Source organism: Micromonospora sp. CNZ296 (assembly GCF_007827635.1).
On sequence record NZ_VISW01000002.1, the window covers coordinates 186805 to 212410 of the forward strand.

Below are 25606 nucleotides of genomic sequence, written 5' to 3' on the forward strand. Positions count from 1 at the left end.
CCGGCGGCTGCTCGATCGGCGAGCGCCCGGGGGGGGGGCGCCCCGGCGCCGCGCCGGGGGGGGGCCGGGGGGCCCTCCCCCGCCTCACCCAGGCGCGGCCCCCGCCCGGTTTACGGGGTCGGGCGCCGCGGTGTCGGCACCCCCTCGTCGGGGACGCGCCGTCCTGCGTCGTCAGCTGCCGGTAGCCAGCAGCTGCGGACGCCTGCGCTGGGCGAGGGCGAGCACCGACGAGGTGAGCTGCAGCGGAGGATCGATGGGGCGAGGTCGCCGCAGCGCGACCTGGAAGGTCCGGAAGGTGCGCCCGCCGCGGACCACGATGGGTGCGCCGCCCGTGCCGACGAACTCCACCTGCCGGCCGTTGTCGCCGAGCACGTCGGACAGCGTCGAGGTCTTGTCGAACCCGAGCGCCACGGCGTGGTAGGCCCCGTCGGCCAGCGGCCGGATGCGGCTGAGACGGTTGGTCTCCAGCACGCCGTAGGTCAGCGGGACGTCGTCGGGCTCTTCCGACCGGTACAGCGCCAGCACCGCGCACCCGCCGCCGCTCGGTCCTCCGGTTACGGCGCCGACCGGGCCCGGGGCGCAGTGGCGGTCGGCGGCCGGATCGGTCAGCTCGCTCAGTCGTACCTGGCCGAAGACGGACATCGCGGACCGGAACCGACGCGGCGACATCCCGGTCAGCCGGGTGAACTGGCTGATGAAGGTGCCGAGACTGGAGTAGCCGACGGCCATGCAGACCTCGGTCACCGACAGGTTCGAATTGACAAGGAGGTTCCGGGCCTGAGCCATCCGTAGCGCGGTCAGGAACCGCGCGGGCGTGGTGGAGGTGACGTGTCGGAAGACCCGGTGGAAGTGGAACGGGCTGAGCAATGCGGCCTGGGCGATGTCGGACAGCCGCTGAGGTTCCGAAAGATATTCAGTCATGTATTCGACGGCTCGGGTGACGGAATCCAGCCGGGCCGCGTCGGTAGGATTGCCGAGGCAGACGCCCAGGGTGCTGCACGTCATGAATTGGGCGCAATCCATACAGTTCCCCCCCTGTCGCCATGCTTGATCGGCGGTGGTCATCGTATGGCCTCCCCTAGGATTTACTTGAGCATCGGACGGTGGTCCGACGGAGTCCGGGCGGGCGTCTCTCCTTGCCGCCGACCAGTCCTCATCCGGGCACAAAGGCCCGAGATTCGTACGCCTCCAGGCACTCGAACTGACGTTCTGCCGGCTGCGCCGCTGAGCGTTCAGTCAACAGCTCGTCACGCTGTGCGTATAGTCGCAATCTTGCTAATGTCCTCACCAATGGCGTGATGTCGACGGCGGAAAGACCTGACTGTGGCAAAGACACTGATTGTCGTCATCGGCCCGCCAAAGAATCCACAGATACGGCTCCGGGGCGGCCGGCATTCGCCGTCCGCCCCGGAGACCAATCAGCTCAGTTCATCCAGTTGGTGCGCGGGCAGAACTGCACGCCCGGGATGTCGGCTACGCCGTCCTGGTCGGAGTCGACGTCCCCGTCGAGCGTGGAGTAGATGTCGAGGGAGTTGACGTTGATCTTGCCGTCGCCGTCCCAGTCGACCAGCTTGCCCTTGAACGTGCCCACGATGAACGCGTTGGCGAGCGGCCCCGTGGGGGTGTCCAGGGTGCCGAGGATGCTGTTGCCCGGGAACAGCACCTCCTCCAGCGAGCTGCCCGCCATGGTGTCGAAGTTGACGTACCCCCAGGTGTGCACGCGGCCCCGGACGTAGCGGATGGCCGACTCGCCCTTGATCTGGATCTGCGGGTCGAGGGTCCACTCACCGCTGCGCTTGGCCGCGACCATCTCGTTGCGGTGGCCCAGGCTGTCGTCGTCCGCGCGGCCGGACAGGAAGACCGGGCGCAGACCGCGGGACTCGAAGTAGAAGCTGCCCCGACCGGCGTTGGCGTGGTTCGTCAGACCCCGGAACACGAAGTTCTCGGTGTGCGGCGAGCCGTCGTCGTGCAGGCCGGAGAGCGTCTTGCTGATGATCAGCTTCTGGTTGCGGGTGTCCACGTTCGGGCACGCGTGCGCCTGCCCGTAGCTTCGGGCGAGTCCCTGCGGGGACAGGGAGATCTTGCCCCAGTTGCGGCCCGTCTCGTCCAGGGCGACGTAGACGTCGCAGTGGATGTTGAGCAGGATCGTCTCGTCGAAGGTCCGGTCGCCGTCCCAGGTGAACGACCGGTTGTCGAAGGCCGGCACGCCGGTGCGCAGCTCGGAGCTGAACAACCGCGCCCACTCGCCGACGTCCGCGTCGTCGTCGTCGATGTGCCGCTCGATGACCTGCAGGGCCCGCGGGCCGCCGATCTTCTCCAGCGCCCACAGCGCGTTCCACCGCACCTCGCGGTTCTCGTCGCTGGCGATGCTCTCGGCGATCAGGTCGATCGTCCCGGTCAGCCGGCGGTCCATCGCCTGGTACAGCGACTGCTCGCGAACCATCGGGTCCGGGTGGTGCAGCGCCTCGTACGCCACCTGGTCGTCGGTGCGGATGTCGAGCCGGACGGCGTCCCGGTCCAGGATGTCGCCGAACTCGCTGTTCAGCAGCGCCGGGTCACCCTTGAGGTAATGCTCCCACTGCGGCGCGCGGTCCCGGCCCCCGGTGGACAGGCCGATGGATTGGAGCGTCATTTTCGTGATCACCCTTTCATCTCTGGTGATTGCGGTGCCTGTGTTATGCGTGCGGCGGATCCCGATGCGGAGCAGTCATCGGGGGTTCCGCCTCGGATGGCGAATACGGGCACCGGCTGCAGACCGAGTGCGAACCATTCGCGACCTCATTGCCGGTTCAGGATTCGGGCCGCAGGCGAAGAACCATGAAGCCGCCCGGTGGCGGCCGGCTCCGCTGGCCGCTGCTCCACATGCCATGGCCCCGCCTGCGGTGGTGCCCCTCCAGGGTTGGCAGCGCGGCAGCGCGGCGTCAACCGTCCGGCGCAGCGCAGCAAGAACGCGTAACTGCGAATGCCGGAGAACTGCGAAGTCTTGCTCTCCTGCATTCGAGAAACCCGGTCGGGGGTCGTTGCGAACTATTGTTCCCCCCGTCGTCGAGGTCGGGAGAAAGCGGTGCGGGAATCAATGTTCGTACGATTGTCACTCGTGGTCCGGGCGGGAACGGTCGCCGTCCTGCTGGCCGGCTGGACCGGCCGGCTCGGCGCCCGTTTGCTGGTCGACGCGTTGCGCCGGACCGGTCCGGGCGGCGCCGGCCGGGTCGCCCCGCGGGAGCGGGTGGCGGCCACGCTCACCGATGCCGTCGAAGGGCTCGGCCCGGCCTACGTCAAGCTGGGACAGGTGCTCAGCACCCGGTCCGACGTGCTGCCTCCCCGGCTCTGCCGGAGCCTGTCCCGGCTGCACGACCGGGTGTCACCGCCGTCCGACATCGCCGCGGTCGTCCGGACCGTGCCGCCGAGGTTGACCGGCTCCGTCGTCGGGGAGGCGTCCGGGCTGACCCTCACGGCGGCGGGCAGCATCGCCTGCGTCTTCCGCGCACGGCTCAGGGACGGCCGCGAGGTGGCCGTCAAGGTGCGGCGGCCGGGAATCGACCGGACCATGAGGCTCGACCTGGCTCTGGTCGGCGCCGTCGCCCGCGCGGTGGGCCGGCTGCCGGCGCTGCGCCGGGTTCCGCTGGCGGAGATCGTCGACCAGGTCTCGGCGGCCGTGTACGAGCAACTCGACTTCGTCCGCGAGGCCCGGTCGCTGACCCGGTTGCGGGAGAACCTGCACACCCTGCCCGATGTCCGGGTGCCGGCCGTCGTGCCCGAGCTGTCCAGCCGCACGGTTCTGGTGACGGAGTGGATGGACGGGCTGGTACGCGACGCCCAGCCGACAGGCGCTCGCCGGACGGCGGTGCTCAACGGGCTGCGGGCCGCCTACCAGATGCTCTTCCGGGACGGCTTCGTCCACTGTGACCTGCATCCGGGAAACCTCTACCTGATGGCGGACGGGACGGCGGTGATCGTCGACGCGGGCTTCGTCCGCTGTCTGACCGACTTCGCGCGCCGTACCTTCGCCGAGTTCTTCTACCACCTCGGCCGCAACGACGGGCGACGCTGCGCCGAGGTCCTGCTGTCGACGGCCCGGGCGCCCGGCGGCGGGTACGACCGGGACGGCTTCCGGGAGGACGTGGTGGCGCTGGTGGCCCGCAACAGCTCGGTCGCGGCCGCGGACTTCGACCTGGTGTCCTTCGCGGCCTCGCTCTTCGCCATCCAGCGCTCCCGCGGCCTGTACGCCGACCCGCAGTTCGTCTTCCCGATCCTCGCCCTGCTGGTGCTCGAGGGCTCGGTGCGCGAACTGGCGCCGGACATCGACTTCCAGGCCGAGGCGGTGCCCTACGTGCTCCGCGGACTCCAGGAGACGGCCTCCCTGACCACGCGCCCCTGACCCACGCGCCCCTGATCCACGCGCTCCGAGAGGAGACCGGAACATGGAAACCCACGAGCACGTCGACGCGGTGGTCGTCGGCTCCGGATTCGGCGGCTCGGTCGCCGCGTACCGGCTGGCGGAGGCGGGCCGCCGCACCGTGGTGCTGGAGCGCGGGCGGCAGTACCCGCCGGGCAGCTTCCCGCGTACGCCGCAGGAGATGGGCCGGGCGTTCTGGGATCCGAGCGAAGGGCTGTACGGCCTGTTCGACGTGTGGACCTTCCGGGGACTGGAGTCGGTGGTGGCCAGCGGCCTCGGCGGCGGCTCCCTGATCTACGCGAACGTCCTGCTGCGCAAGGACGAGCACTGGTTCGTCACCGAGGATCCGGTGCCCGGCGCCGGCCATGAGAACTGGCCGGTGACCCGGGCCGACCTGGACCCGCACTACGACCGGGTCGAGCGGATGCTGGGCGCCAGCCGGTTCCCGGCCGACCGTCCGCCGTACCGCTCGGTGCCCAAGGCGGCGGCGATGAGGACGGCAGCCGAACGGCTGGGACTGGCGTACCAGTACCCGCCGCTCGCGGTCAGCTTCGCTCCGGGGCCGGGCGCGGAGCCGGTCCCGGCCGCGCTGATCGCCGAGCCGGCGTACGGCAACCTGCACGCCGCGCCGCGCCGCACCTGCCGGTTGTGCGGAGAGTGCGACATCGGCTGCAACGACGGCGCCAAGAACACCCTCGACCACACCTACCTGTCGGCGGCCCGGTGGCACGGCGCGGAACTGCGGACCCGCGCCGAGGTCCGGTCGATCCGCCCCCGGCGCGGCGGCGGGTACGAGGTCCGGTATCTCGTACACGACCCGGCCGACGAGGACCGGCGGAGCGACGGCCGCGCCCGGCCGGGCAGGACGATCACCTGTGACCGTCTGGTGCTCGCCGCGGGCACGTACGGCACCACGTACCTGCTGCTGCGGAACCGGCACCGGCTGCCCGCCGTCGGCCCGGCACTCGGCACCCGGTTCAGCGGCAACGGTGATCTGCTCGGGCTGATCCGGCCACCACGTCGCGGCGACGCCACCCGCTTCTCGGCCAGCCGCGGGCCCGTCATCACCACGGCCATCCGGGTGGGGGACGCGCACGACGGGGACGGCTCTCCGGGCCGCGGCTTCTATCTTCAGGACGGCGGCTATCCCGGGTTCGTGGACTGGCTGGCGGAGTCGTCCCGGCTGTCCGGCGCCCCGGCCCGCCGGCTGCGGTTCGCTGTGGACTGGCTGTCGGCCCGGCTCACCGGCTCGCCCCGCAGCGGTCTGGGCGGGGGACTGGCCCGGCTGCTCGGCGACGGCCGGCTCTCCGCCGGCTCGCTGCCGATCCTCGGTATGGGACGGGACGTGCCGGACGGCGTGTTCCGGCTGCGTGGCGACCACCTCGACGTGGACTGGACGACCCGGACCAGCGCCGGCTATTTCGCGGCGGTCCGGTCCACGATGCGAGCGGTGGCCGACGTCCTGGGTGGCCGCTACACCGACAACCCCGCGTGGTGGCTGCGCCGGGTGGTCACCGTCCATCCGCTCGGGGGCGCGCCGATGGGCCGCCACCGGGGGGACGGGGTGTGCGACGGGCACGGCCAGGTGTTCGGTCATCCCGGCCTCTACGTGCTCGACGGCTCGGCGATGCCCGGGCCGGTGGGACCGAATCCGGCGCTCACGATCGCGGCGGTGGCCGACCGGGCCCTGGACCGGCTGCTGGGGGAGCCGGCGGGGCGGTAGCCCTCGGTCCGAGGTCGGGACCGGCTGCCATTGACCCGGCGAGCCGACCGGCGGCGGCCACTAATCGGTTGCCCGACGCGGCAGGGACTGCCTAGATTGCCGATCATGCACGACATCGACGGGTATGCCGGGGGAGTGGCCGTCTCCGGAAGATCGCCCGGCAGACGGTCGCGATCACCGAAGCCGGACGCTATCGCAACAATGCCGGCGAGGACATCGCGATCGAAGCGGCGGTACGCGCCGCCGTCGCCGGCACCCGTGAGCACCTGCCGGACGAGGTCCTCCACGTCGACGGCGCGAAGCCCGGCACCGGCGACCTGGAGGTGACGCACGAGTCGACGTTGCAGGCGGCCCGCCGGCTCGGGCCCGGCGCGGCGTGTCTGGTGTTCGCGTCGGCGAAGAACCCGGGCGGCGGGTTCCTGGGCGGCGCGAAGGCGCAGGAGGAGAGCATCGCCCGCGCGTCCGCGCTGTACCCGTGTCTGCTCGCGGCGCCCGACTTCTACGCCTTCCACCGGGCGCAGCGGGATCTGCGGTACAGCGACCGGGTCGTCTACTCGCCGGGCGTGCCGGTGTTCCGGGACGACAAGGGCGACCTGCTCGACCAGCCGTACACGACGTCCTTCCTGACCGCGGCGGCGCCCAACCTGGGCGCGATGGTGCGCAATCAGCCGGAGCACGCCGCGGACGTGCCGGCGGCGCTGGGCCGGCGCGCCCGGCGGGTGCTGGAGGTGGCGGCCGCGCACGGGCATCGGACAGTGGTGCTGGGCGCGTGGGGGTGCGGGGTGTTCCGGAACGACCCGGCGACGGTGGCCGGCGCGTTCGCCGACGCGCTCCGGGTGGTCGACCGGTTCGACCTCGTGGTGTTCGCCGTTCGTGACGGGTTGCCGGGCACACCGGTGTACCGCACGTTCGCGGAACGCTTTTCGGTAGGTTCGTCGCATGAGTGACGACACCTTCCGGTCGGTGGAGATCGAGCGCACCAGCGTGGGCAGATACGTCGCGCGCAACGCCCGCGGCGGCGAGCTGTCGATGGGTACGGGGGAGGACGCGACCTTCACGCCCGTGGAACTGCTGCTGGCGGCCCTCGGCGGCTGCACCGCCGTGGACGTCGACCACGTGACCAGCCGGCGCGCCGAACCGACCCGGTTCGCCGTCACGGTGAGCGGCGACAAGATCCGTGACCCGGAGGCCGGGAACCGGATGGAGAACCTCACCGTCACGTTCGCGGTGACGTTCCCGGACGGCGCGGACGGTGACCGGGCACGAGAGGTGCTGCCGCGTTCGCTGCGGCAGTCGCACGACCGGCTCTGCACCGTGTCCCGCACTGTGGAGCTGGGCACTCCGGTCTCCATCGTGGACGCGAACGACCCGGGTCCGGCCGACCCGCGCTAAGCCGGCGACGCGGCTCCGGCGTGCGGCCGGAGCCCTGTCAGCAGCTCTGTTAGCGCTAACTAACCGCCCGCGCCGTGAGACGAGTGCGCCGTGATGTGACGCCGGGCTGCAGCGGAAATCAGCGAGACCTTGACAGATATCGATGTTATCGACAACATGACCGGTAACCCGGACGTAACGCCGCCGCCATCATCCTTCGCCCCCGATCGTGCTTCCGGGAGCCGGAGGCGGCCGAGCGCAGGAGGTTTCGGTGACAGGGACCGCTCGGACGACGCGTACGGCCGCGGTCGTGGTCTCGGCGGCGGCCGTCCTCGCCGCGGGTGTGGTGGCAGGGATGCCGCCGGCGTCGGCGGCGACAGTCGACACGTCCGCGTCGTACGTCGTCGTGAACCGGCACAGCGGCAAGGCGATGGACCTGTACGACTGGTCGACCGCGGAGAACGCGCCGGTGAACCAGTGGACGCGCAACGACCTCGCGGTGCAGCAGTGGCAGTTCGTGGACGCCGGCGGCGGGTTCTACAAGGTGCGGTCCCGGCACAGCGGAAAGGTGCTGGAGTTGCCGGACGGCGGCGACGGCACCCAGCTCGTGCAGAGCACCGACCGCTCGTCGGCCACCCAGCAGTTCCGGTTGCAGGACTCCGCGGGCGGGTTCGTGCGGTTCGTGAACCGGCAGTGGAACAAGGTCGTCGACGTGTGGCAGTGGTCGACCGCCGACGGTGGCCGGCTGGCCGGCTACGCCGATCTCGACGGCGCCAACCAGCAGTGGCAGCTGATCCGGCTGGGCGGCGGCACGCCGACGACCCCGGCACCCACCAGCCCTGCGCCCACCACCCCGGCACCGGCCTACCCGCAGCCCGGCCGGGTGACCGGGGACATCGGCGTCCACGACCCGACGGTGGTCAAGCGACCCGACGGCACCTACCTCGTCGCGCACACCGGTGACGGCATCGCGCTGAAGACCTCCGCCGACCGGATCGCCTTCCGCAACGCGGGTGCCGTCTTCCCCGGCGGCGCGCCGTGGACCACCACGTACACCGGGGGAGCGCGCAACCTGTGGGCGCCGGACCTGTCGTACCGCAACGGGCGCTACCACCTGTACTACTCGGCGTCGACGTTCGGTTCCAACCGCTCGGCGATCTTCCTGGCCACCAGCACCACCGGGAACTCCGGGAGCTGGACCCACGAGGGGCTCGTCGTCGAGTCGCGGACCACCGACGACTTCAACGCCATCGACCCGAACCTCACCGTCGACGACCAGGGCCGCTGGTGGCTCACCTTCGGCTCGTTCTGGTCCGGCATCAAGATGATCCCGATCGACCCGGCCACCGGACGCCGGCTCGGCACCGCCATGTACGCGCTCGCCAACTACGGCCCCGGCATCGAGGCGCCCGTCCTGGTCAAGCGCGGCGCCTGGTACTACCTGTACGTCTCGTTCGACAGATGCTGCCAGGGCGCCGCCAGCACGTACCGGATCATGGTCGGTCGCTCGGCGAGCCCCACCGGGCCGTTCGTCGACCGCGCGGGCCGGGACATGCTCGCCGAGGGCGGCACGCAGATCCTGGCCTCGCACGGCAGCGTGCACGGCCCCGGCCACCAGGCGGTCCTCGCCGACACCGACGGCGACGTCCTCTTCTACCACTACTACGCCGAGAACGGCGCGTCGCTGCTCGGCGTCAACCGCATCGGCTACGACGCCGCTGCCTGGCCCTACGTGTACTGAACCGGCCACCAGGGAGGGCGCGCATGTCGCCTCGTCACCTTCTCCACCCGGCCCGCCGCACGGCCGCCGACCCGGCCCGCACCGCCGACCCGGCCCGCCGTCGTCTGCGGCCGATCCTGGCCGCGGCGCTCGCGATGCTCACCGCGTCCGCCGGTCTCGCCGCGCCCGGCCCCGCGCAGGCGGCGCCCGCGGTGAACTACGCCAACCCGCTGGTCGACCAACGCGCCGACCCGCACATCGTCAGGCACACCGACGGCTACTACTACATGACCGCGACGGTGCCGCAGTACGACCGGATCGTGCTCCGGCGGGCCACCACGCTGCAAGGGCTGGCCACCGCCACGGAGACGACGATCTGGCGCCGGCACACGAGCGGCGAGATGGGCGCCCACATCTGGGCCCCGGAGATCCACTTCATAAACGGCAGGTGGTACGTCTACTTCGCCGCCGGGCGGACCGACGACGTGTGGCGGATCCGGATGTACGTGCTGGAGAACGCGAGCGCGAACCCGCTGACCGGCTCGTGGACCGAACGCGGCCGGATCACCACCCCGTGGGACACGTTCAGCCTGGACGCCTCGACGTTCGTGGTGAACGGGGTGCGGTATCTGACCTGGGCCCAGCAGGAACCGGGTATCGCCACCAACTCCAACGTCTACCTCGCCCGGACGGGCGCCGAACCGTGGCAGATCACCGGCCCGGTGGCCCGGCTGGTCGTGCCGGCGTACGACTGGGAGACCCGCGGTTACCGCGTCGCCGAAGGACCGGCTGTGATCCAGCGCAACGGCCGGGTCTTCCTCACGTACTCGGCCAGCGCCACCGACGCGAACTACTGCCTCGGCATGCTCACCGCGTCGGCCGGCGCGAACCTGCTCGACCCCGCCTCCTGGAGCAAGAGCCCGACCCCGGTGTTCGCGAGCAACGCCGCCACCGGCCAGTACGGCCCCGGCCACAACTCCTTCACCGTCTCCGAGGACGGGCAGAGCGACATCCTGGTCTACCACGACCGCAACTACCGGGACATCAGCGGTGATCCGCTCAACGACCCGAACCGGCGGACCCGGATCCAGAAGCTGTACTGGAACGCCGACGGCACGCCGAACCTCGGCATCCCCGTACCCGACGGCGCCACACCGGTCCGGTTGCGCTCGCACGATCTCCCGGCCGCCTACGTCCGGCACTACGACTACCGGGCCCGGGTCGAACCGAACGTCACCAACCTCGCCGACTCGCAGTTCCGCCTCGTCCCCGGTCTCGCCGGCGCCGGATCGGTGTCGCTGGAGTCGACGAACTTCCCCGGTTACTACCTGCGGCACCGGGCCTTCGCTCTCTCCGTCGAACGCGACGACGGCTCGGCCCTGTTCGACGGCGACGCGAGCTTCCAGCGCCGACCGGGCCTGGCCACGACCGAGGGGCTCTCCCTGGAATCGCAGAACTACCCCGGCCGGTACGTCCGCCACCGGGACGGACTGCTCCAGCTCGAAACGGTGGGTACGGGCGCGGACCGGGCCGCGGCCACGTTCCACCTGGAGTAGGCGCCCCGACAACCGCTGCGCCGGACTCGGCGTACCCCTTTCTCGGAGGTCGAACGATGCTCAACCCCGCAGTGACGTCGCCGCCCGGCGCCCGCCGGGGCCGGCGCGCCGGCCTGGCGCTGACCCTGGTGGCGGCGCTGGCCGCCGCGATCGGCGTGGCAGTGGTGGCCGCGCCGTCGGCGCAGGCGGCCACCATCGACACCAGCGCCTGGTACGTGCTCGTCAACCGCAACAGCGGCAAGGCCCTCGACGTCCGGGACACCTCGACCAGCGACGGCGCGGCGATCCAGCAGTGGTCCCGCAACGACGGCGAGTGGCAGCAGTTCCAGTTCGTCTCCTCCGGCAGCGGCTACTACCGCCTCCGTGCCCGGCACAGCGGCAAGGTGGTCGACCTGTGGGAGTGGAACGTCGCGGACGGCGCGGAGTACCGGCAGTGGCCCGACCTCAACGCCGCCAACCAGCAGTTCCAGGTGCGCGACTCGGACGGCGGCTACATCCGGTTGATAAACAGGCACTCCGGCAAGGCACTGGAGGTCTGGGAGAGGTCGACCGCCGACGGCGCCCGGGTCAGCCAGTACGCCGATCTCAACGGCACCAACCAGCAGTGGCAGATGGTCCGGGTGGGCACCGGCGGCACGCCGACCACGCCGCCGCCGTCCACCGGGTGCGGCAGCGGCTCCTACCAGGCCGAGGCCGTGCTGAACGGCGGCACCTGGACGGCGCGCAACGGATCGTCGACCGTGTACTCGGGCGGGGACATGCTCGCCGCGATGCAGGCAGCGGTGAACTCCCTGCCGGCGGGACGGACCGCGAAGCAGCGGGTGGTGGTGCGCGGCTCCGGGTCGATGAGCGCGGGGTCGCGGTTGTCGCTGCCGTCGTACACGACGCTCGCGGTCTGCGGCACGATCAACGTGACCGGCTCGGGGTCGGGTGACTATGCGCCCGTGTACTCGCGCGGGACCACCGACGTCGAGGTGCAGAACCTGACCCTCACCGGGGCGCCGCTGTACGGGATCTTCATGCGCAACGTGAACAACCTGACGCTCGGCCAGATCGACATGCGGCTGTCCGGCGGCCTGGGGGTGCGGATCGACAACCACGGCGGCGACCGGGCGGTCAAGGTGCGCAACGTGCGGATCGACACCGTGTACGTGTCGGGGACCGGCGCGCACGGCGTGGAGACGTACGGCGTGGACGGCCTGACGATCGGCACCGTCACCGCGCGCAACACCGGCTACTCCGGCCTGCTGCTCAACGACACGATCAACGCCACAGTCGGCACCGTCGACGCGCAGGGCGCCGGCACCGGAACCGGGTACGCGGCGTTCCGGATGGCCAACCGCAACGGCCGGGTCGGCAGCTCGTACCCGACGAACATCCGGGTCGGCACCGTGATCGCGTCCGGCGGTGGCCGGGGGGTCTTCTGCGTGTCGGAGTCCGGCGGCGCGGTCATCGACCGGGTGACGATCTCGAACACCGGGAACAACTCGATCCTCGTGGAGAACTGCTACAACGTCACCATCGCCGGGGTGTCCGGCACGGTGACGGGCGGTGGTGAGGTGCGGATCGCCTCGCGGACCGAGTTCCCGATCTCCTCCGGTATCCGCTTCCAGAACCTGACGGTCACCAACACGAACATCACCCAGAGCCCGTGCGGCGGGGCGAACAACACGATCAGCAACGTCACGCGGGTCAACTCGACGCTGACCTGGTGCTGACGGTCCGGCTGCCCCGCAGCGCCGGTGGCGCGCGGGGCAGCCGGTCAGGCCCGGGGCAGCACGCCCAGCAGGGTCGCGGTCAGGGCCATCGTCAGCGAGTCCGCCATCTCCAGGTGCAGGCGGGCCAGTTCGGGCTCGGCCCGGTAGGCCGCCGCGAGGCTCGGCGGCGACTGGCCGAGCGCGGCGCCTCGGTCGTGCTCGCCGTCCGCGACGTCGGGAAGGGCGAGCGGGCCGCAGCCGGCCTCACCGGCGACGTGAGCGTGCAGGCGCTTGACCTGACCTCGCTCGACTCCGTCCGCACCGCCGCGGCGGCGCTGCGGTCCCGGTTCGACCGGATCGACCTGCTGGTCAACAACGCCGGCGTGATGTACACCCCGAAGCGGACCACCCGGGACGGCTTCGAACTCCAGTTCGGCACCAACCATCTCGGCCACTTCGCGCTCACCGGGCTGCTGCTGGACCTGATGCTGCCGGTGCCCGGCTCACGCGTGGTGACGGTCAGCAGCACCGGCCACCGCATCCGGGCCGCGATCCACTTCGACGACCTGCACTTCGAGCGCTCGTACGGCCGGGCCGCCGCGTACGGGCAGTCCAAGCTGGCCAACCTGATGTTCACGTACGAGCTGCAACGCCGGCTCGCCCCGTACGGCACCACTGTCGCGGTGGCCGCGCACCCCGGCATGTCCAGCACCGAACTCGCCCGCAACACCCCGGCGGCCCTGCGGCTCCCGCTCACCTGGCTCGCGCCGCTGATCACCCAGACACCCGCGATGGGCGCGCTGCCCACGCTGCGGGCCGCCACCGACCCCGCCGTGCTCGGCGGCCAGTACTACGGCCCCGGCGGACGGTACGAGGTGAAGGGTCACCCCCGGCTGGTCACCTCCAGCCCGCAGTCGTACGAGGCGGCCGTCCAGCAGCGGCTCTGGGCCGTCTCCGAGGACCTCACCGGCGTGCGGTTTCCCGTCCGGTCCGGTCCGCACCCGGTTACCGCCGCCGCGGCCGGCATGAGGTGACAGCGGCCCTCTGTTCCGCGTTCGGCAGCGCGGGGCGGGCCGTCTTTGTGACGCTTCGATAGTGGAGATACCCGGCGGCGACAGAGGCGTCGAGCTGCGCATCCACGGGGTGTCCGGTGCGTCGGCGGAGACGATCGTCGACCATCCGATAGTGGTGCGTGTGGCCGGCGACGGGCACGCCGGGTTCTACCGGGTCCGGGAAGGGCTCGGCTCGGCCGGCGGCGCGACTGCCGGGGTGGTGGTGGAGGCGTACCGGTGGGGAACCCTGACCGCCGGGGTGGCGGTGCGTACGGCGTCGATGCTGGTGCTGCTGCCGTTCATGCTGAGCAACCTGGCGGTGTGGATGCGTTCCACGCCGGTGGACCGCTGCGGCCTGCTCGGCGGGCTGTGCCGCCTGCTGGCCGGATCGCTGACCGTGGCGTTCACGCTGGCGCTGGTCGGGGTCACCATGAACCTGACCGGCTGGCAGTGCGTCCCGTACGCCGAGTGCCGGGAGGGGAGACCGTACCTGTCGTGGCTGGTGGCGTTGCCGATCGGCCCGCGCCTGGCCGTGCTGGCACTGGTCCCGTTGCTGGCGCTGCGGGTGTTCTGGGCCGTCGGGAAGCGGTCGGCCGCCGCTTTCGAGGGCTTCGGCTCGGCCCCGCCGCGCGGGCGGTTCCTGGAGTCCACCGGGAGTCTCGCCGCCCCCGGGGTCTGGCACGACGAGCAGATGACCTCGTGGCTGCGCCAGATCCACGTGGGTCTCGGTGCCGGCACCGTCGGCGTCAGCCTCGTCGTCGCGGTGTCGCACGGCCGGTGGGGCGCCGTCGCCGTCGGGCTGCTCGGCCTCACCGCCGGGCTCGTGGTCCTCTGCGCCGTGCTGCTGACAGTGACGGTCCCCGCCGGGCGGGCCGGGCCGTTGCGCCGCGTGGTCTGGATCCTGGTCGCGGTCGCCACCGTGTCGAGCCTGGGGTACGCCGTGTCCCGGCGGGAGGTGCCCGTGCCGGCCGGGCAGATGCCCGGCTACGAGGGCGCCGTCGCCGGTCTGGTCGCGGCGCAGGGCCTGATGCTGGTCCTGATCGCCGCGGTGACGCTCGTGCGCCGGCGCGCCCGGCCGGCCGGTTCCCGCGCCCTGCTCCGGGGGCTCGGCACACCGCTGGTCGCCGCCATGTCGGTCACCGTCGCCTCGGCCTACACGGCCACGCTCGTGTTCCGGACGGCGGACCAGCTCGACCGGGGCCGTATCCCCGACCCGATCCGGAACAACCCACCCGCCCTGGGCCCGCTGGAACCACCCGTCGGGTACTGGTGGGCGGCGCTGGCCGGGCTCGCCGCTCTGCTGGTCGTCAGCGCGGCGATCGCCGTCACCCTGCCGGTGGCCCGGCGCCGGCGGCGGGCGTACGCGCGGCACGTGGTCGAGCACGACTATCCCGACGCGCCCGCCGAGGCGACACCACGACTCGACGCGGTCCGCTCGACGATCGCCCGGTCCTTCGTGACCGACGAACTGGGGCCGACGTTCGTGGCGTTCTTCGTGATCTCGTCGGTCGGGCTCGCCACCGTCGCGCTCGACCTGATCGGGATCGGCCCGACCCAGCTCGTCGCCCGCCTCGGCCGCCGGCACGACACGCTCGCCGTGCTGACCGCGTACGTGACGGACGTCGGCATCTGGGCCATCAGTCTGCTCGTCATCGGGCTGCTGATCCTGGGCTACCGGGCGTACCGGTCGCCGGAGACCCGCCGGCTCGTCGGCGTCCTGTGGGACCTGGGCACGTTCTGGCCGCGTACGGTGCACCCGTTCGCGCCGCCGTGCTACGCCGCCCGCGCCGTACCGGAGCTGGCCCGGCGGGTCTCCGCGCTCGCCGCGCAGGGCCCGGTGGTGATCTCCGGACACAGCCACGGCTCCGTCCTGGCCGCCGCCACCGTCCTGCAACTGCCGCCGGAGGCCCTGCCCCACGTCGCGTTGCTGACCCACGGCAGTCCACTGCACCGCATCTACGCCCGCCTCTACCCCGCCTATCTCGGTGAGGAGGCGCTGCGCGACGTCGGCGACCGGATCGGCTGGCGCTGGCGCAACCTGTGGCGCGACACCGATCCGATCGGCGGCCCGATCTTCGCCGACCCGGCTCTGCGGGCCCACCTGCCCCCGGCCGCCGAGGCGGTCGACGTCCGGCTGCGGGATCCGCGCAGCGTCGTCGTGGAGGCGCCGGACACCGTGCCGCCGCCCGTCGAACGCCACTGGCACTACCACACCGAGCCGGAGTACCGGGAGGCCGTACGGGAACTCGTCGACGACATCCGGGCCGGTGCCCCCGGCTGAGGCCGCCCCGCGTACCGCCGCCGGCCGCCGCGACGACCGGCGGCCGCCCGGCGCTCACAGCAGCCGGCGGCGGGTCAGGAGCCGGAGGGCCAGATACCCCGGCGGTACCGGGAGCCAGAACGTCGCGAGACGGTAGATCAGGGTGCCCGCGACGGCGGCGTCCAGTGGCACTCCGTAGAGCAGCAGCCCGGAGACGAGCGCGGCCTCGGTGGCGCCGAGCCCGCCGGGGGTGGGCGCGGCGGACGAGACGCCCTCGCCGACGAGGCAGACCAGGATCACCGGGGGCAGGTGCGCGAGGGGGAGCGGGCCGGTGGCGAGAAGCGCGAGGTAGAGACAGAGGCCGTAGGTGAGCGTGAGCGCCGTGGACGCGACGACGAGCCACCACAGGCCGTGCTGACGGGTCAGGGCGCGCAGGGCGGTGACGACCTGGCCGGCCGCGTCGCGTCCGCGCCGCCGGAGCCGTGGCGCGGCGAGGACGGCCGCCAGGACGAGCAACACAGCCAGGGCACCCAGCAGCAGCGGTATCGCCCTGGTCGCGTCATGGGTGAGGATGCGGGCGGGCCGGCGGGCGAACGGCAGCAGCACCGGCAGGAGCAGCACGACCGACACCGCACCGGCGGCGCGGGAGACACCGACGGCAGTGGCCGCGTCGGCGGTGGTGAGTTCCCTCTGGTGCAGGTACCGCAGGCTGAGCGCGGCGCCGCCGAGGCTGCCGGGAGCCAGCCGGTTGGCGAACGACGCGGCCACCTGCACCAGGGTGGCCTCGCCCAGCGGGATCCGCTTGGCCGCGGCGAGCCGGAGCACGACGCCGCTGAGCAGGTAGGTCAGAGCTGAGCCGAGCAGCGCCGCGGCGACCGCGAGCGGATCGGCGTGCAGGATCAGACGCGCCGCGGTGCGTATCTCGCCGAGCTGCGGGAGCAGCAGGTGCACGATCAGCCCCAGGATCAGCAGCTCCAGGACGGTGCGGCGGTTGAACCGGACCACCTTCGCCGCCGGGCGGTCGCGGTCGGGGCAGCGCCGCACGATCTCCTGACGGAGGCTGTCGAGCATGCCGGGACGGCCGCGCAGGGCGCTGCGGCCGGCGCGGGACAGCACCGCGGGTTGCAGGAACGGCACGCTGTCCGCGACCGCCGCGGCGCCCAGACGGTCGACCGCGGCGGCGACCACGGCGGCGGGGTCCACCCGCGTGGACAGCGCGACCATCAGCTCGACGACGTCACGGGCCCGCTGGTCGGCCGGGGCGTCGTCGGCGGCGAAGCCCAGGTCCACCAGGTAGACGTGGTCCCGGCCGACGAGCACGTTCGCGGCGCGCAGGTCGCGGTGTGCGATGCCGGCCCGGTGCAGGCGACCCACCTGGTCCCACGCGTCGCGCACGGCGGCGGGCGGGACCGGTCCGACGACGGCGTGCAGCGGGGCGGCGTCGATGAACTCCTGCACCAGGACGGCGTCCCCGCCGGACATCGCGGCGGTCGTGACGACCGCCGGGATCCGCACGCCCCCGCGCTCGGCCAGCAGGGTCATGCAGGTTTCGTGTTCGCTCTGCTGGCGGGCGCTCAGATACGGGGGCGCGTCGGCCACGTGCCGGTACCGCGCCCGGCGGTAGAGCTTGTAGGCCCAGTCCGCGTCGCGTTGCTCGCCGCCGGTCACCTTGACGAACAACTGCCGCCCGCCGGTGGTGACCGCCCGCCACGGCTGCGAACCCCGGGCGTCACCGTGGATCGGCGTCAGCCCTGCCACGTCGATCCCGCGTCGCCGCAGCGCCGCCCGCAGGGCGGGCACCGACCGCTGCGGCCCGACCTCGCCGACCACGAGCCGTGTCACGCAGACCGCGAGCCAGCCGACGAGGAACCCGCCGAGCACGTCGACCGGCAGGTGCGCCCCGACGTGGATCCGGGCCCCGGCCACCAGGGCGATCGCCACCCAGGCCGCCCGGCGCCACCGGGTGCCCCCGGCCCGCGCCGCGACGAGCGCCAGGGCGGTGGCGACCGCGACGTGTCCCGAGGGGTATCCGTACCGTCCGGTGATCGTCTCCCGCAGGACCACATCGGTGAGCAACGCCGCCGGCCGCTGCCGGGCGACCGCGGCCTTGGCGGCGACCGCGAGCCAGTACGCCAGGTTCCCGGCCAGCAGCAGGCTCCACGCCGTGCCGATCCGGCGGGCCAGGACGGCCGCGGTGGCGGCGACGAACACCGCCGGGTAGGAGCCGAGCTGCATGACCAGGACCAGGACCGGAGTCAGCCCGGCGGGAAGGTGGTTGAGGAGGGCGAACAGGTCCCGTTCCCAGGGCGGCACCCGGCGGCTCCGGACGGCCGCGCTCAGCGCTGCCAGCAGACCGGTCGAGGTGGCCAGGCTGACCAGCAGGGCGGGCGACGGGCGATGCGTACGCGCTGCCACCGGTCCTCGGCCGCCCCTCAGTCGGCGCAGATGCCTGCTGTCGATCCGAACCCTACGGATCGCCGACCCGGCGGATGCTTCGGTTCGCCACCGGTCAACCCGTCGGGGGCGACAATCAGCTGGTGGTGGACAAGGCGGTGGAGACGCTCGTCGGGCTGCCGCCGGTCCTCGTCCTGACGCTGGTGATCGTCCTGGTGGCCCACGGTGGTGCGCTGCCGCTGTGGGCGGTGGCGGCCGCCGGTACGGCCCGGGTGTGCTCGCCCGCGCTCCACGGGTGCTGCGCCGGCGCCTCGACATCGCGCGGGCCCGCCGATGAACTGTGGCGTCAGCCGCGACCACGTACCAGGGGCAGGAACACCTCGTCCACGATCTCGACCAGCACCTTGTCGGGGACGGACGGGACGCCGCGCATCGCGTACTCGGCGCGCAGCAGCATCATCGGTACCGTCGCCACCCGGTGACGGACGGCCGCCGCAGGCGCCTCGCCCCGGGCCGCGGCCCGTTCCAGCATCCCGGTCCACGCACGGTCCATGGTGTCGGCGCCGGATCGTTCGCGCATGAGCGTGAGCAGCTCCGGATCGTCGGCCGCGGCGGCGAGCAGGCCGCGCAGGACGGCCCCGTGCGGCGACGACCACGTCTCGTTCGCGAGCCGGAGCATCTCGAGCGCGTCGCCTCGCAGCGTGCCCGTGTCCGGATTCGGCATGGCCGCGTCGGACAGGTGGCGGTACGCCGCGACGCCGAGCGCCGCCCGGTGCGGCCACCGGCGGTAGATGGCGTTCTTGTTGGTTCCGGCGCGGGCGGCCACCCGGTCCATCGTCATCCCCGCGTATCCGGACTCGCGTAGTTCCTCCGCCGCGGCCCGCAGGATCGCCTGTTCCAGTTCCTCGCCCCGTCGCCTCCTGCTCATAGCCTTGCAGGGTACGCGCCGTACCTTATAGGGTACGCGTCGTACCCTAAGAGTGGAGTTCTCGATGCGCGTCTTCGGCATGAACTACGACACCGGCTTCGTCAGCGCCGGATCCACCACCCACGAGCCGTTCGACCCCGACGTCGTGCGCAGCGACCTGCGTGTCATCCGCGACGAGCTGCGCTGCGACGCGGTCCGCGTCACGGGCGGCGTGCAGGACCGGCTGGAGCTGACCGCGCGGCTGGCGGCCGAGGCGGGGTTGGAGGTGTGGTACTGCCCGTTCACCAACGGCCTGGACCGCGACGGCCTCATGGCGTTCCTGCTCGACGGCGCCGAGCGGGCCGAGCGGCTGCGGCGTGACGGCGCCCCGGTCGTCTACCTCACCGGTTCCGAGATCTCCCTGTTCACCGACGGTTTCCTGCCCGGCCGTGACCTGACCGAGCGCATGGCGGTGTTCACCGACCCGATGCGGATGCGGGAGGCGGTCCCCGCCGCGCGGGCGGCGGTGCGCGACTTCCTCGCGGAAGCGGTGCCCGCGGTGCGGGAGCGCTTCGGCGGCCCCGTCGGGTACGCCTCGATCCCGCTCGAGGACGTCGACTGGACGGCCTTCGACATCATCGCCAGCGACGCCGGCTACCGTGACGCGACCAACTCCGCGGTGTTCCCGCAGTCCCTGGCGGCGGCCGTGGGGCAGGGCAAGCCGTACGCGGCGACCGAGTTCGGCTGCTGCACGTTCCGCGGCGCGGCCGACGTCGCGGGCGCGACGGAGCCCGTGGCCTACGACGAGCACGGCCGTGCGGCGAAGCTGACCGCGGAGCTGGAGCGCGACGAGGAGGGCCAGGCACGCTACCTCGTCGACCTGCTGCGCGACTACGAGGCCGGCGGGGCGGAGGCGGCGTTCGTGTACACGTTCGCGAACCGGCACCTGCCGACCACCGGCGACCCCGAGCACGACTACGACCTGGCGTCACGGGGGATCGTGCGCGTGCTGCCGGACGGCTCGTGGACGCCCAAGGCCGCCTTTCACGCCCTGGCCGAATACGGCCGCGTCCGTGCGCTGAGCCGGACCGAATTCGGTGGTGGTGGTCGCGGCGGACGGGCAAAGTAGGACTGCGCACCGGCGGCGAGCGCCGCCACCACGACTGTCACCAGGAGAGACAATGCGAGCAGCTTCCACGCTTCGGACCCTTGCCCGTCCTACCGTGGAGCTCCGCCTTGGCCCTGTTGAACCTCGGAATCGTCGCGCATGTTGACGCCGGAAAGACCAGCCTGACCGAACGCCTGCTCTACGAGGCGGGCGCGGTGGCCGAGCCGGGCAGCGTCGACGCCGGCACGACCCGGACCGACTCGATGGAGCTGGAACGCCGCCGCGGCATCACCATCCGGGCGGCCGTCACCTCGATCACCATCGGTGACCTCAGCATCAACCTGCTGGACACCCCCGGCCACCCCGACTTCATCGCGGAGGTCGAGCGGTCGCTGGCCGTCCTCGACGCTGCAGTGCTCGTGGTGTCGAGCGTGGAGGGCGTCCAGCCGCAGACCGTCGCCATCTGGCGGGCGCTGCGCCGCATCGGCGTACCGACTGTGTTCTTCTTCAACAAGGTGGACCGTGGCGGCGCCGACGTGGACCGGGCGACGGCCCAGGTGCGGCAGCGGCTCGGGGCGCGGCCGGTCCTGCTCACCACTGTCACCGGCCAGGGCAGCCGCGAGGCCCTGGTGCATGCCGTGGACCTCGACGCCGAACCCGTGGTGGCGGAGGTGGCCGAGGTCGACGACGCGGTGGCGGCACGCTGGCTGACCGACCGGCCGGTACGTGTCCGCGACGTCCGCCGGGCGCTCCGCCGCGCGGTACGAGGCGCCGAGCTGGTCCCGGCGGTGTGCGGCTCGGCCATCACCGGTGCCGGGGTACGCCGGCTGTGCGACGTCCTGGCCGACCTGCTCCCGCACGGCGAGGCGCGGGACGGTCCGCCGGCGGGCACCGTCTTCGCCGTCGACCGGGACGGGCGCGGCCGGCGCGCCTGGCTGCGGTTGTGGTCCGGGCGTCTGCGGGTGCGGGACCGGGTGCAGCTCGCCGGCGGTCGTCCGGAGCCGGTCACCGAGATCGCCGTCATCGAGCCCGCCGGCGTGCTGGTGCGCCGGTCGGTCTCCGCCGGGCAGATCGCGGCGGTACGCGGGGTGTCGGCCCGGATCGGCCAGCACATCGGCGACCCGCCACGGCGGCACGGCTACCGGTTCCCGCCACCGACCCGGCAGGCGGTCGTCGAGCCGGTCGACCCGGCGCAGCGCCTGGCGATGTTCGCCGGCCTGGCCGAGCTGGCCGACGAGGACCCGCTCGTGGACCTGCGCCTCGACGAGCAGCAGGCGGAAGCGGTGATCCGCCTGCACGGCGAGGTCCAGAAGGAGGTCCTCGCCGCCCTGATGGAGGACCGCTACGGCGTCCGGGTGCGGTTCTCCGGCACGCTCACCGCCTGCATCGAACGGGTCGCCGGCACCGGCGCCGCCGAGGAGCGGTTGCGCGAGCGCGGCAACCCGTACCTGGCCGGGCTGGGGTTGCGCATCGACGCCGCACCGGCCGGGCACGGCATCGAGTTCCGTCCCGGGATCGAGCCGGGCCGGCTGCCACCCGCCTTCGTCGCCGCCACCGAGGAGGGCGTGCGGGCCGCGCTGCGGCAGGGCCGGCACGGCTGGCCGGTCACCGACTGCACTGTCACCATGACGGCGTCCCGGTACTGGCCCCGGCAGAGCAGGCCGCACCAGAAGTTCGACAAGTCGATATCGACGGTGGCGGCGGACTTCCGCAACCTCGCCCCGGTCGTGGTCGCCGCCGCGCTGCGGCAGGCCGGTACGCGGGTGTGCCAGCCGATCGAGCGGTTCGACGTCAACCTGCCCCGGCACGCGGTCGAGACGGTGCTGGCGCTGCTCGGCCGGCTCGGCGCGGTCGTCCACGACACCGCAGTCGCTGGCGGCTACCTGGAGGTGAGCGGCACCCTGCCGTCCGCCCGGGTGCCGCGGGTCGTCGCCGCCCTGCCCGACCTCACCGGCGGCGAGGCGGTGCTGACCACCACCTTCGACCATTACGCGCCGGTCACCGGCGAGGAACCCCCGACACTGCCCCGGCGCGGACCGGACCCGGACGACCGGGAGGCGTGGTTCCGGGCCGTACCGAGGTAGGCCGCGCCGGGCGGTGACGGGAGCGTTGCGGCGATAGGATCACCGGCGCCCGCCGCCGCCCGTACCCGTTGGAGCCCCGCTGTCAGCGCAGCCGGTCACCCACCTCGCCCGGCGTGTCCGCCGGGTGCTGACCGCGGTGTGTCTGCTCGTCGTTGCCGGGCTACCGGCTGGATCCTCGGACGCCGGCGCCGCCGGCGCGGGGACGCTGCGGGTGCTCCAGATGAACCTGTGCAACAGCGGCCGGGCCGGCTGCTACACCGGCCGGGCCGTCCCGCAGGCCGCCGACGTCATCGCTGCGGAACTGCCCGACGTGGTCACGCTCAACGAGGTCTGCCGCGACGACGTGGTGACGCTTGCGCGTACGCTGCGGGCCGTCCGTGCCGGTGGCACGACGGTGTCCGCGTTCCAGGCCGCCGGTGACCGCCCCTCCGGCGGTCCCACCCGGTGCAACAACGGCGAGCCGTACGGGATCGGGTTGCTGGCCCGCCTCGACGCCCGCGACACGCGGCCGTCGGTGCACCGGGGGACCTATCCGGCGCAGGACCTGACCGACCCTGAGGAGCGGGTCTGGCTCTGTGTCCGGGCCGACGGGCTGCACGCGTGCACCACGCACCTGGCGAACACCAGCGGCCAGGTGGCGCTGGCCCAGTGCGGGCAGTTGCTCGGCACCGTCGTGCCGGGCGTCCGGGGCGGCGCCGTCGGCGCGCCGACCGTCCTCGGCGGTGACCTCAACCTGCGGGCCGGAGGCATGCCGGACGTGCGGTCGTGCGTGCCGGTGGGCTACCGGCGGATCGACGACGGCGGCCGCCAGCAGATCCTGGCGTCGAGCGGCGTGACGATCTGCTGCCGCCGCGCGGTGGACATGCGCGGGGCGACCGACCATCCGGCGCTGCTGGCGACCATGATCCGCTCGTGGCCGGCGCCGCCACCGGGACGGTACTGACGAGGCCTCCGGACACGTGGCGGAATTGGTCCGCCGTCCGTGCAACTTCCCGGGCGGGCGTAGCCGTTCTACCTCCGTCACGAGGAGGCAGTCGATTGAAAGCCGAAGACGAGCAAGCGTTCCGCGAGTTCGTGACGTCACAGATGGCGTCCCTGCGCAAGCTGGCGTACATGACCTGCGGCGACTGGCACGCCGCGGAGGACGCCGTGGCAAACGCGCTGGTCAAGCTCTATCCACGCTGGCGGAAGCTGGAGCGGCCCGATCTCTACGTCAAGACCATGGTCTACCGGGCCGCGATCGACGAGACCCGTCGGCCCTGGCGGCGCGAGCGGTCGGCCGGCGACGCCATGCCGGACGCCGCGGTGCGGGACACGGCGGCGGTGACTGACGAGCGGATGCGCCTGCGGGCGGCGCTCGAAGCCGTCCCGGCGGGACAGCGGGCCGCCGTGGTGCTCCGGCACTACCTGGACCTGAGCCTGGAGGACACGGCCGCCGTGCTCGACTGCACGGTCGGCACTGTCAAGGATCGTTAGAAGCTATGGTCGATGTTGCCTAACAGACGTCTAGGGGGACGGTTCTGATGGTACGGCGGAAGGCCCGGTCGGGGAACCAGGGCCGTTTTGACAGCAAGGACGCGCTGCTGGCCGGGGGCGGGCAGGTGCGGGCGTTGCGGTATCAGCGCGCGAGTCAGGACAAGAAGGAGCAGGGCAAGAGCGTCCACGACCAGGGCGTGCTCAACTTGGCGGAGATTACGAAGCGGTCCTGGACGGACGCGGGGTCGTTCACCGACAACCACCGCTCGGCCAGCCGCCGTGCGACGAAGGAGCGCGAGCAGTTCGAGTTGCTGATCGAGCAGATCCGCGCGGGCAAGGGCGATGTGCTGGTGGTCTGGGAGATCTCCCGCAAGGAACGCGACTTGGCCGTGTTCGTGAAGATCCGGGACATGTGTCACGAGGTCGGCCTGTACTTCTGGCTGGTCGGTGGGGTGTTGTATGACCTGCGGGACAAGAACGACCGGATGATGCTCGGTTTCCAGGCGGTGCAGGCCGAGTGGATGGCCGAGGCGATCCGCGACAACGTGCTGCGCGGCATCGTCGGCGCCGCCGAAGCGGGTCGCCCGCACGGAAAGATCACCTACGGGTATCGGCGGATCTACGACCAGCGCACCCGAGCGTTGCTGCGTCAGGAGCCCGACGACGAGATCCGCACCGCCGTGGCCGCCGACGGGACGGTGACGGAGTATTCCCACGCTCAGGTGGTGCGGGACAACTTCCGGCTCATCGCCGCGGGGATGCCGTTGACGGCGCGGGAAGCCGAGTTGAACCGGCTCGGGATCCCCGCCTCCCAGGGCGGGGTCTGGCGGCGGGGGATCCTGCGCAAGCAGGTGATGAACCCGGCCTACATCGGTAAGCGGGTCCTGCGCGGGGAGATCGTCGGCGACGGGATCTGGCCCGCCCTGGTCAGCGAGGAGACCTACTGGGCGGTGGTGCGCATGCTCGGCGACCCCGCGCGCACCACGACCCGTCCCGGCCGGGCGGTGCACCTGCTGTCCTACATCGTGCGCTGCGGAGTGTGCGACGGGCCGCTGTCCTCGCAGCGGCAGAACCGGCACGGCTGGACCGGGCAGGTGTACTCCTGCCTGCACAAGCGGCACGTCGGAGTGAAAGCACCGATCCTCGACGAGTACGTGCAGCGCGCCGTAGTGGCGTGGCTGTCCCGCCCCGACGTCCACGACATCCTCACCGCCGCCGCTGGCAGCGACGAAGACGTCACCCACGCCCGCGCCGAAGCCCAACGCCTGCGCAGAGAACTCGAAGACTGGCGCCGCCTCGCCGAAAACGGCGACGTCACCGCCATCGCCTACGCCCGCGCCGAGAAAGGCCTCCTCGCCCAGATCGCCGAGCACGAACAACGCGCCGCCGACGCCGGCATCCCCGCCGTGCTCCGCGGACGCATCGGCGACCACGCCGTACAGGCATGGCAAGAACTCGACGGCAACACCCCCGTCAAACGAGAGATCATCCGCCTCGTCGCCGACATCAAACTCCTACCCGCCGCCTACAAAGGCGACCGCAGCCCCTTCGGCCGCCACCGCCTCCACTGGAACTGGAACTTCGACCCCCACCACCACCCGAAGGCCTGACTCGCGCGTTCCAAGATGGAGAAGGTTCTCCCGGCAACCAGCGGTTCGATCGGCAAATTACTCACCTGCGATTGAAGCACAGGCAAGAAGGGCTTTATCGCAGTTGCGCCGCCGTCGGCGCCATCGTCGCATTGTCGTGGTTCGGTAGCGCCCGTTCGAATAGGTGTATGTCGACGACGGTGTCGATGCCATCGGAACTGCTGTTCAAGTCCGATAGAAATTCTCGGCGGCGCGCAGCAGCGCGAGGTCCGA

General features: G+C 72.2%; 18 protein-coding genes. 14 read left to right on the top strand and 4 right to left on the bottom strand.

Translation table 11 applies throughout. The features are described 5' to 3' along the window. Positions 1-171: 171 nt before the first annotated feature. Positions 172-1065: a helix-turn-helix domain-containing protein gene (locus FB455_RS03775; RefSeq protein ID WP_013285684.1), complete on the bottom strand. Its 894-nt coding sequence runs from the start codon at positions 1063-1065 to the stop codon at positions 172-174. Positions 1066-1423: 358 nt separating this feature from the next. Beyond that, a complete protein-coding gene (locus FB455_RS03780; RefSeq protein WP_013285685.1) occupies positions 1424-2632 on the bottom strand; it encodes a HEAT repeat domain-containing protein in 1209 nt (402 codons plus the stop codon). Between the two features lie 465 nt (positions 2633-3097). Between FB455_RS03780 and FB455_RS03785 the strand changes: the two genes are divergently transcribed. The 9 genes from FB455_RS03785 (at position 3098) to FB455_RS03830 (ending at position 15796) form a co-directional block, all read left to right on the top strand. Next, on the top strand, positions 3098-4378 hold the full coding sequence (locus FB455_RS03785; RefSeq protein ID WP_255368056.1) for an ABC1 kinase family protein: 1281 nt from the start codon (positions 3098-3100) through the stop codon (positions 4376-4378). 43 nt (positions 4379-4421) lie between these two features. Further along, positions 4422-6119, top strand: coding sequence for a GMC family oxidoreductase (locus tag FB455_RS03790; protein ID WP_145752221.1), 1698 nt, complete (start codon positions 4422-4424; stop codon positions 6117-6119). Between the two features lie 152 nt (positions 6120-6271). Further along, complete coding sequence (locus FB455_RS03795; RefSeq protein WP_186466374.1) at positions 6272-7066, top strand: TIGR02452 family protein; 795 nt, start codon at positions 6272-6274, stop codon at positions 7064-7066. Then, positions 7059-7511 (top strand): OsmC family protein, encoded by a 453-nt coding sequence (locus FB455_RS03800; RefSeq protein ID WP_013285689.1) that lies wholly within the window; start codon positions 7059-7061, stop codon positions 7509-7511. The genes FB455_RS03795 and FB455_RS03800 overlap by 8 nt, the downstream gene beginning before the upstream one ends. A gap of 250 nt (positions 7512-7761) precedes the next feature. Next, a complete protein-coding gene (locus FB455_RS03805) occupies positions 7762-9231 on the top strand; it encodes a family 43 glycosylhydrolase (protein WP_145752225.1) in 1470 nt (489 codons plus the stop codon). A gap of 23 nt (positions 9232-9254) precedes the next feature. After that, positions 9255-10766: a family 43 glycosylhydrolase gene (locus FB455_RS03810; protein WP_145752228.1), complete on the top strand. Its 1512-nt coding sequence runs from the start codon at positions 9255-9257 to the stop codon at positions 10764-10766. A 56-nt stretch (positions 10767-10822) separates the two neighbouring features. Continuing rightward, the gene (locus tag FB455_RS03815) at positions 10823-12484 is read left to right on the top strand and encodes an RICIN domain-containing protein (RefSeq protein WP_071095585.1); all 1662 of its coding nucleotides are present in this window, start codon (positions 10823-10825) and stop codon (positions 12482-12484) included. Between the two features lie 113 nt (positions 12485-12597). Continuing rightward, positions 12598-13497: an SDR family NAD(P)-dependent oxidoreductase gene (locus FB455_RS03825; RefSeq protein ID WP_222434129.1), complete on the top strand. Its 900-nt coding sequence runs from the start codon at positions 12598-12600 to the stop codon at positions 13495-13497. Positions 13498-13558: 61 nt separating this feature from the next. Continuing rightward, positions 13559-15796 (top strand): hypothetical protein, encoded by a 2238-nt coding sequence (locus tag FB455_RS03830; protein WP_232236605.1) that lies wholly within the window; start codon positions 13559-13561, stop codon positions 15794-15796. A 54-nt stretch (positions 15797-15850) separates the two neighbouring features. Here FB455_RS03830 and FB455_RS03835 read toward each other — a convergent pair whose 3' ends face one another. Continuing rightward, the gene (locus tag FB455_RS03835) at positions 15851-18190 is read right to left on the bottom strand and encodes a lysylphosphatidylglycerol synthase domain-containing protein (protein ID WP_145752230.1); all 2340 of its coding nucleotides are present in this window, start codon (positions 18188-18190) and stop codon (positions 15851-15853) included. Between the two features lie 325 nt (positions 18191-18515). Then, a complete protein-coding gene (locus FB455_RS03840; RefSeq protein ID WP_145752233.1) occupies positions 18516-19097 on the bottom strand; it encodes a TetR/AcrR family transcriptional regulator in 582 nt (193 codons plus the stop codon). Between the two features lie 52 nt (positions 19098-19149). Here FB455_RS03840 and FB455_RS03845 point away from each other — a divergent pair, with 52 nt between their 5' ends. From FB455_RS03845 to FB455_RS03865, 5 genes are all read left to right on the top strand, one after another. After that, positions 19150-20205 (top strand): glycoside hydrolase family 113 protein, encoded by a 1056-nt coding sequence (locus FB455_RS03845; protein ID WP_236619317.1) that lies wholly within the window; start codon positions 19150-19152, stop codon positions 20203-20205. A gap of 107 nt (positions 20206-20312) precedes the next feature. After that, positions 20313-22268, top strand: coding sequence for an elongation factor G (locus FB455_RS03850; RefSeq protein WP_013285700.1), 1956 nt, complete (start codon positions 20313-20315; stop codon positions 22266-22268). Between the two features lie 124 nt (positions 22269-22392). Further along, positions 22393-23211: an endonuclease/exonuclease/phosphatase family protein gene (locus tag FB455_RS03855; protein ID WP_013285701.1), complete on the top strand. Its 819-nt coding sequence runs from the start codon at positions 22393-22395 to the stop codon at positions 23209-23211. A 95-nt stretch (positions 23212-23306) separates the two neighbouring features. Then, positions 23307-23744 carry a SigE family RNA polymerase sigma factor gene (locus tag FB455_RS03860; protein WP_013285702.1) on the top strand — a complete coding sequence of 146 codons (438 nt, stop codon included), beginning with the start codon at positions 23307-23309 and terminating at the stop codon, positions 23742-23744. A 47-nt stretch (positions 23745-23791) separates the two neighbouring features. Beyond that, positions 23792-25354 carry a recombinase family protein gene (locus FB455_RS03865; protein ID WP_013285703.1) on the top strand — a complete coding sequence of 521 codons (1563 nt, stop codon included), beginning with the start codon at positions 23792-23794 and terminating at the stop codon, positions 25352-25354. The last annotated feature ends 252 nt before the right edge of the window (positions 25355-25606 follow it).

Coding starts and splice junctions, on each gene's coding strand:
- FB455_RS03810 (WP_145752228.1), top strand. CDS start 9,255: ATGTCGCCTCGTCACCTTCTCCACCCGGCCCGCCGCACGGCCGCCGAC.
- FB455_RS03865 (WP_013285703.1), top strand. CDS start 23,792: ATGGTACGGCGGAAGGCCCGGTCGGGGAACCAGGGCCGTTTTGACAGC.
- FB455_RS03800 (WP_013285689.1), top strand. CDS start 7,059: ATGAGTGACGACACCTTCCGGTCGGTGGAGATCGAGCGCACCAGCGTG.
- FB455_RS03775 (WP_013285684.1), bottom strand. CDS start 1,065: ATGACCACCGCCGATCAAGCATGGCGACAGGGGGGGAACTGTATGGAT.
- FB455_RS03815 (WP_071095585.1), top strand. CDS start 10,823: ATGCTCAACCCCGCAGTGACGTCGCCGCCCGGCGCCCGCCGGGGCCGG.
- FB455_RS03790 (WP_145752221.1), top strand. CDS start 4,422: ATGGAAACCCACGAGCACGTCGACGCGGTGGTCGTCGGCTCCGGATTC.
- FB455_RS03780 (WP_013285685.1), bottom strand. CDS start 2,632: ATGACGCTCCAATCCATCGGCCTGTCCACCGGGGGCCGGGACCGCGCG.
- FB455_RS03840 (WP_145752233.1), bottom strand. CDS start 19,097: ATGAGCAGGAGGCGACGGGGCGAGGAACTGGAACAGGCGATCCTGCGG.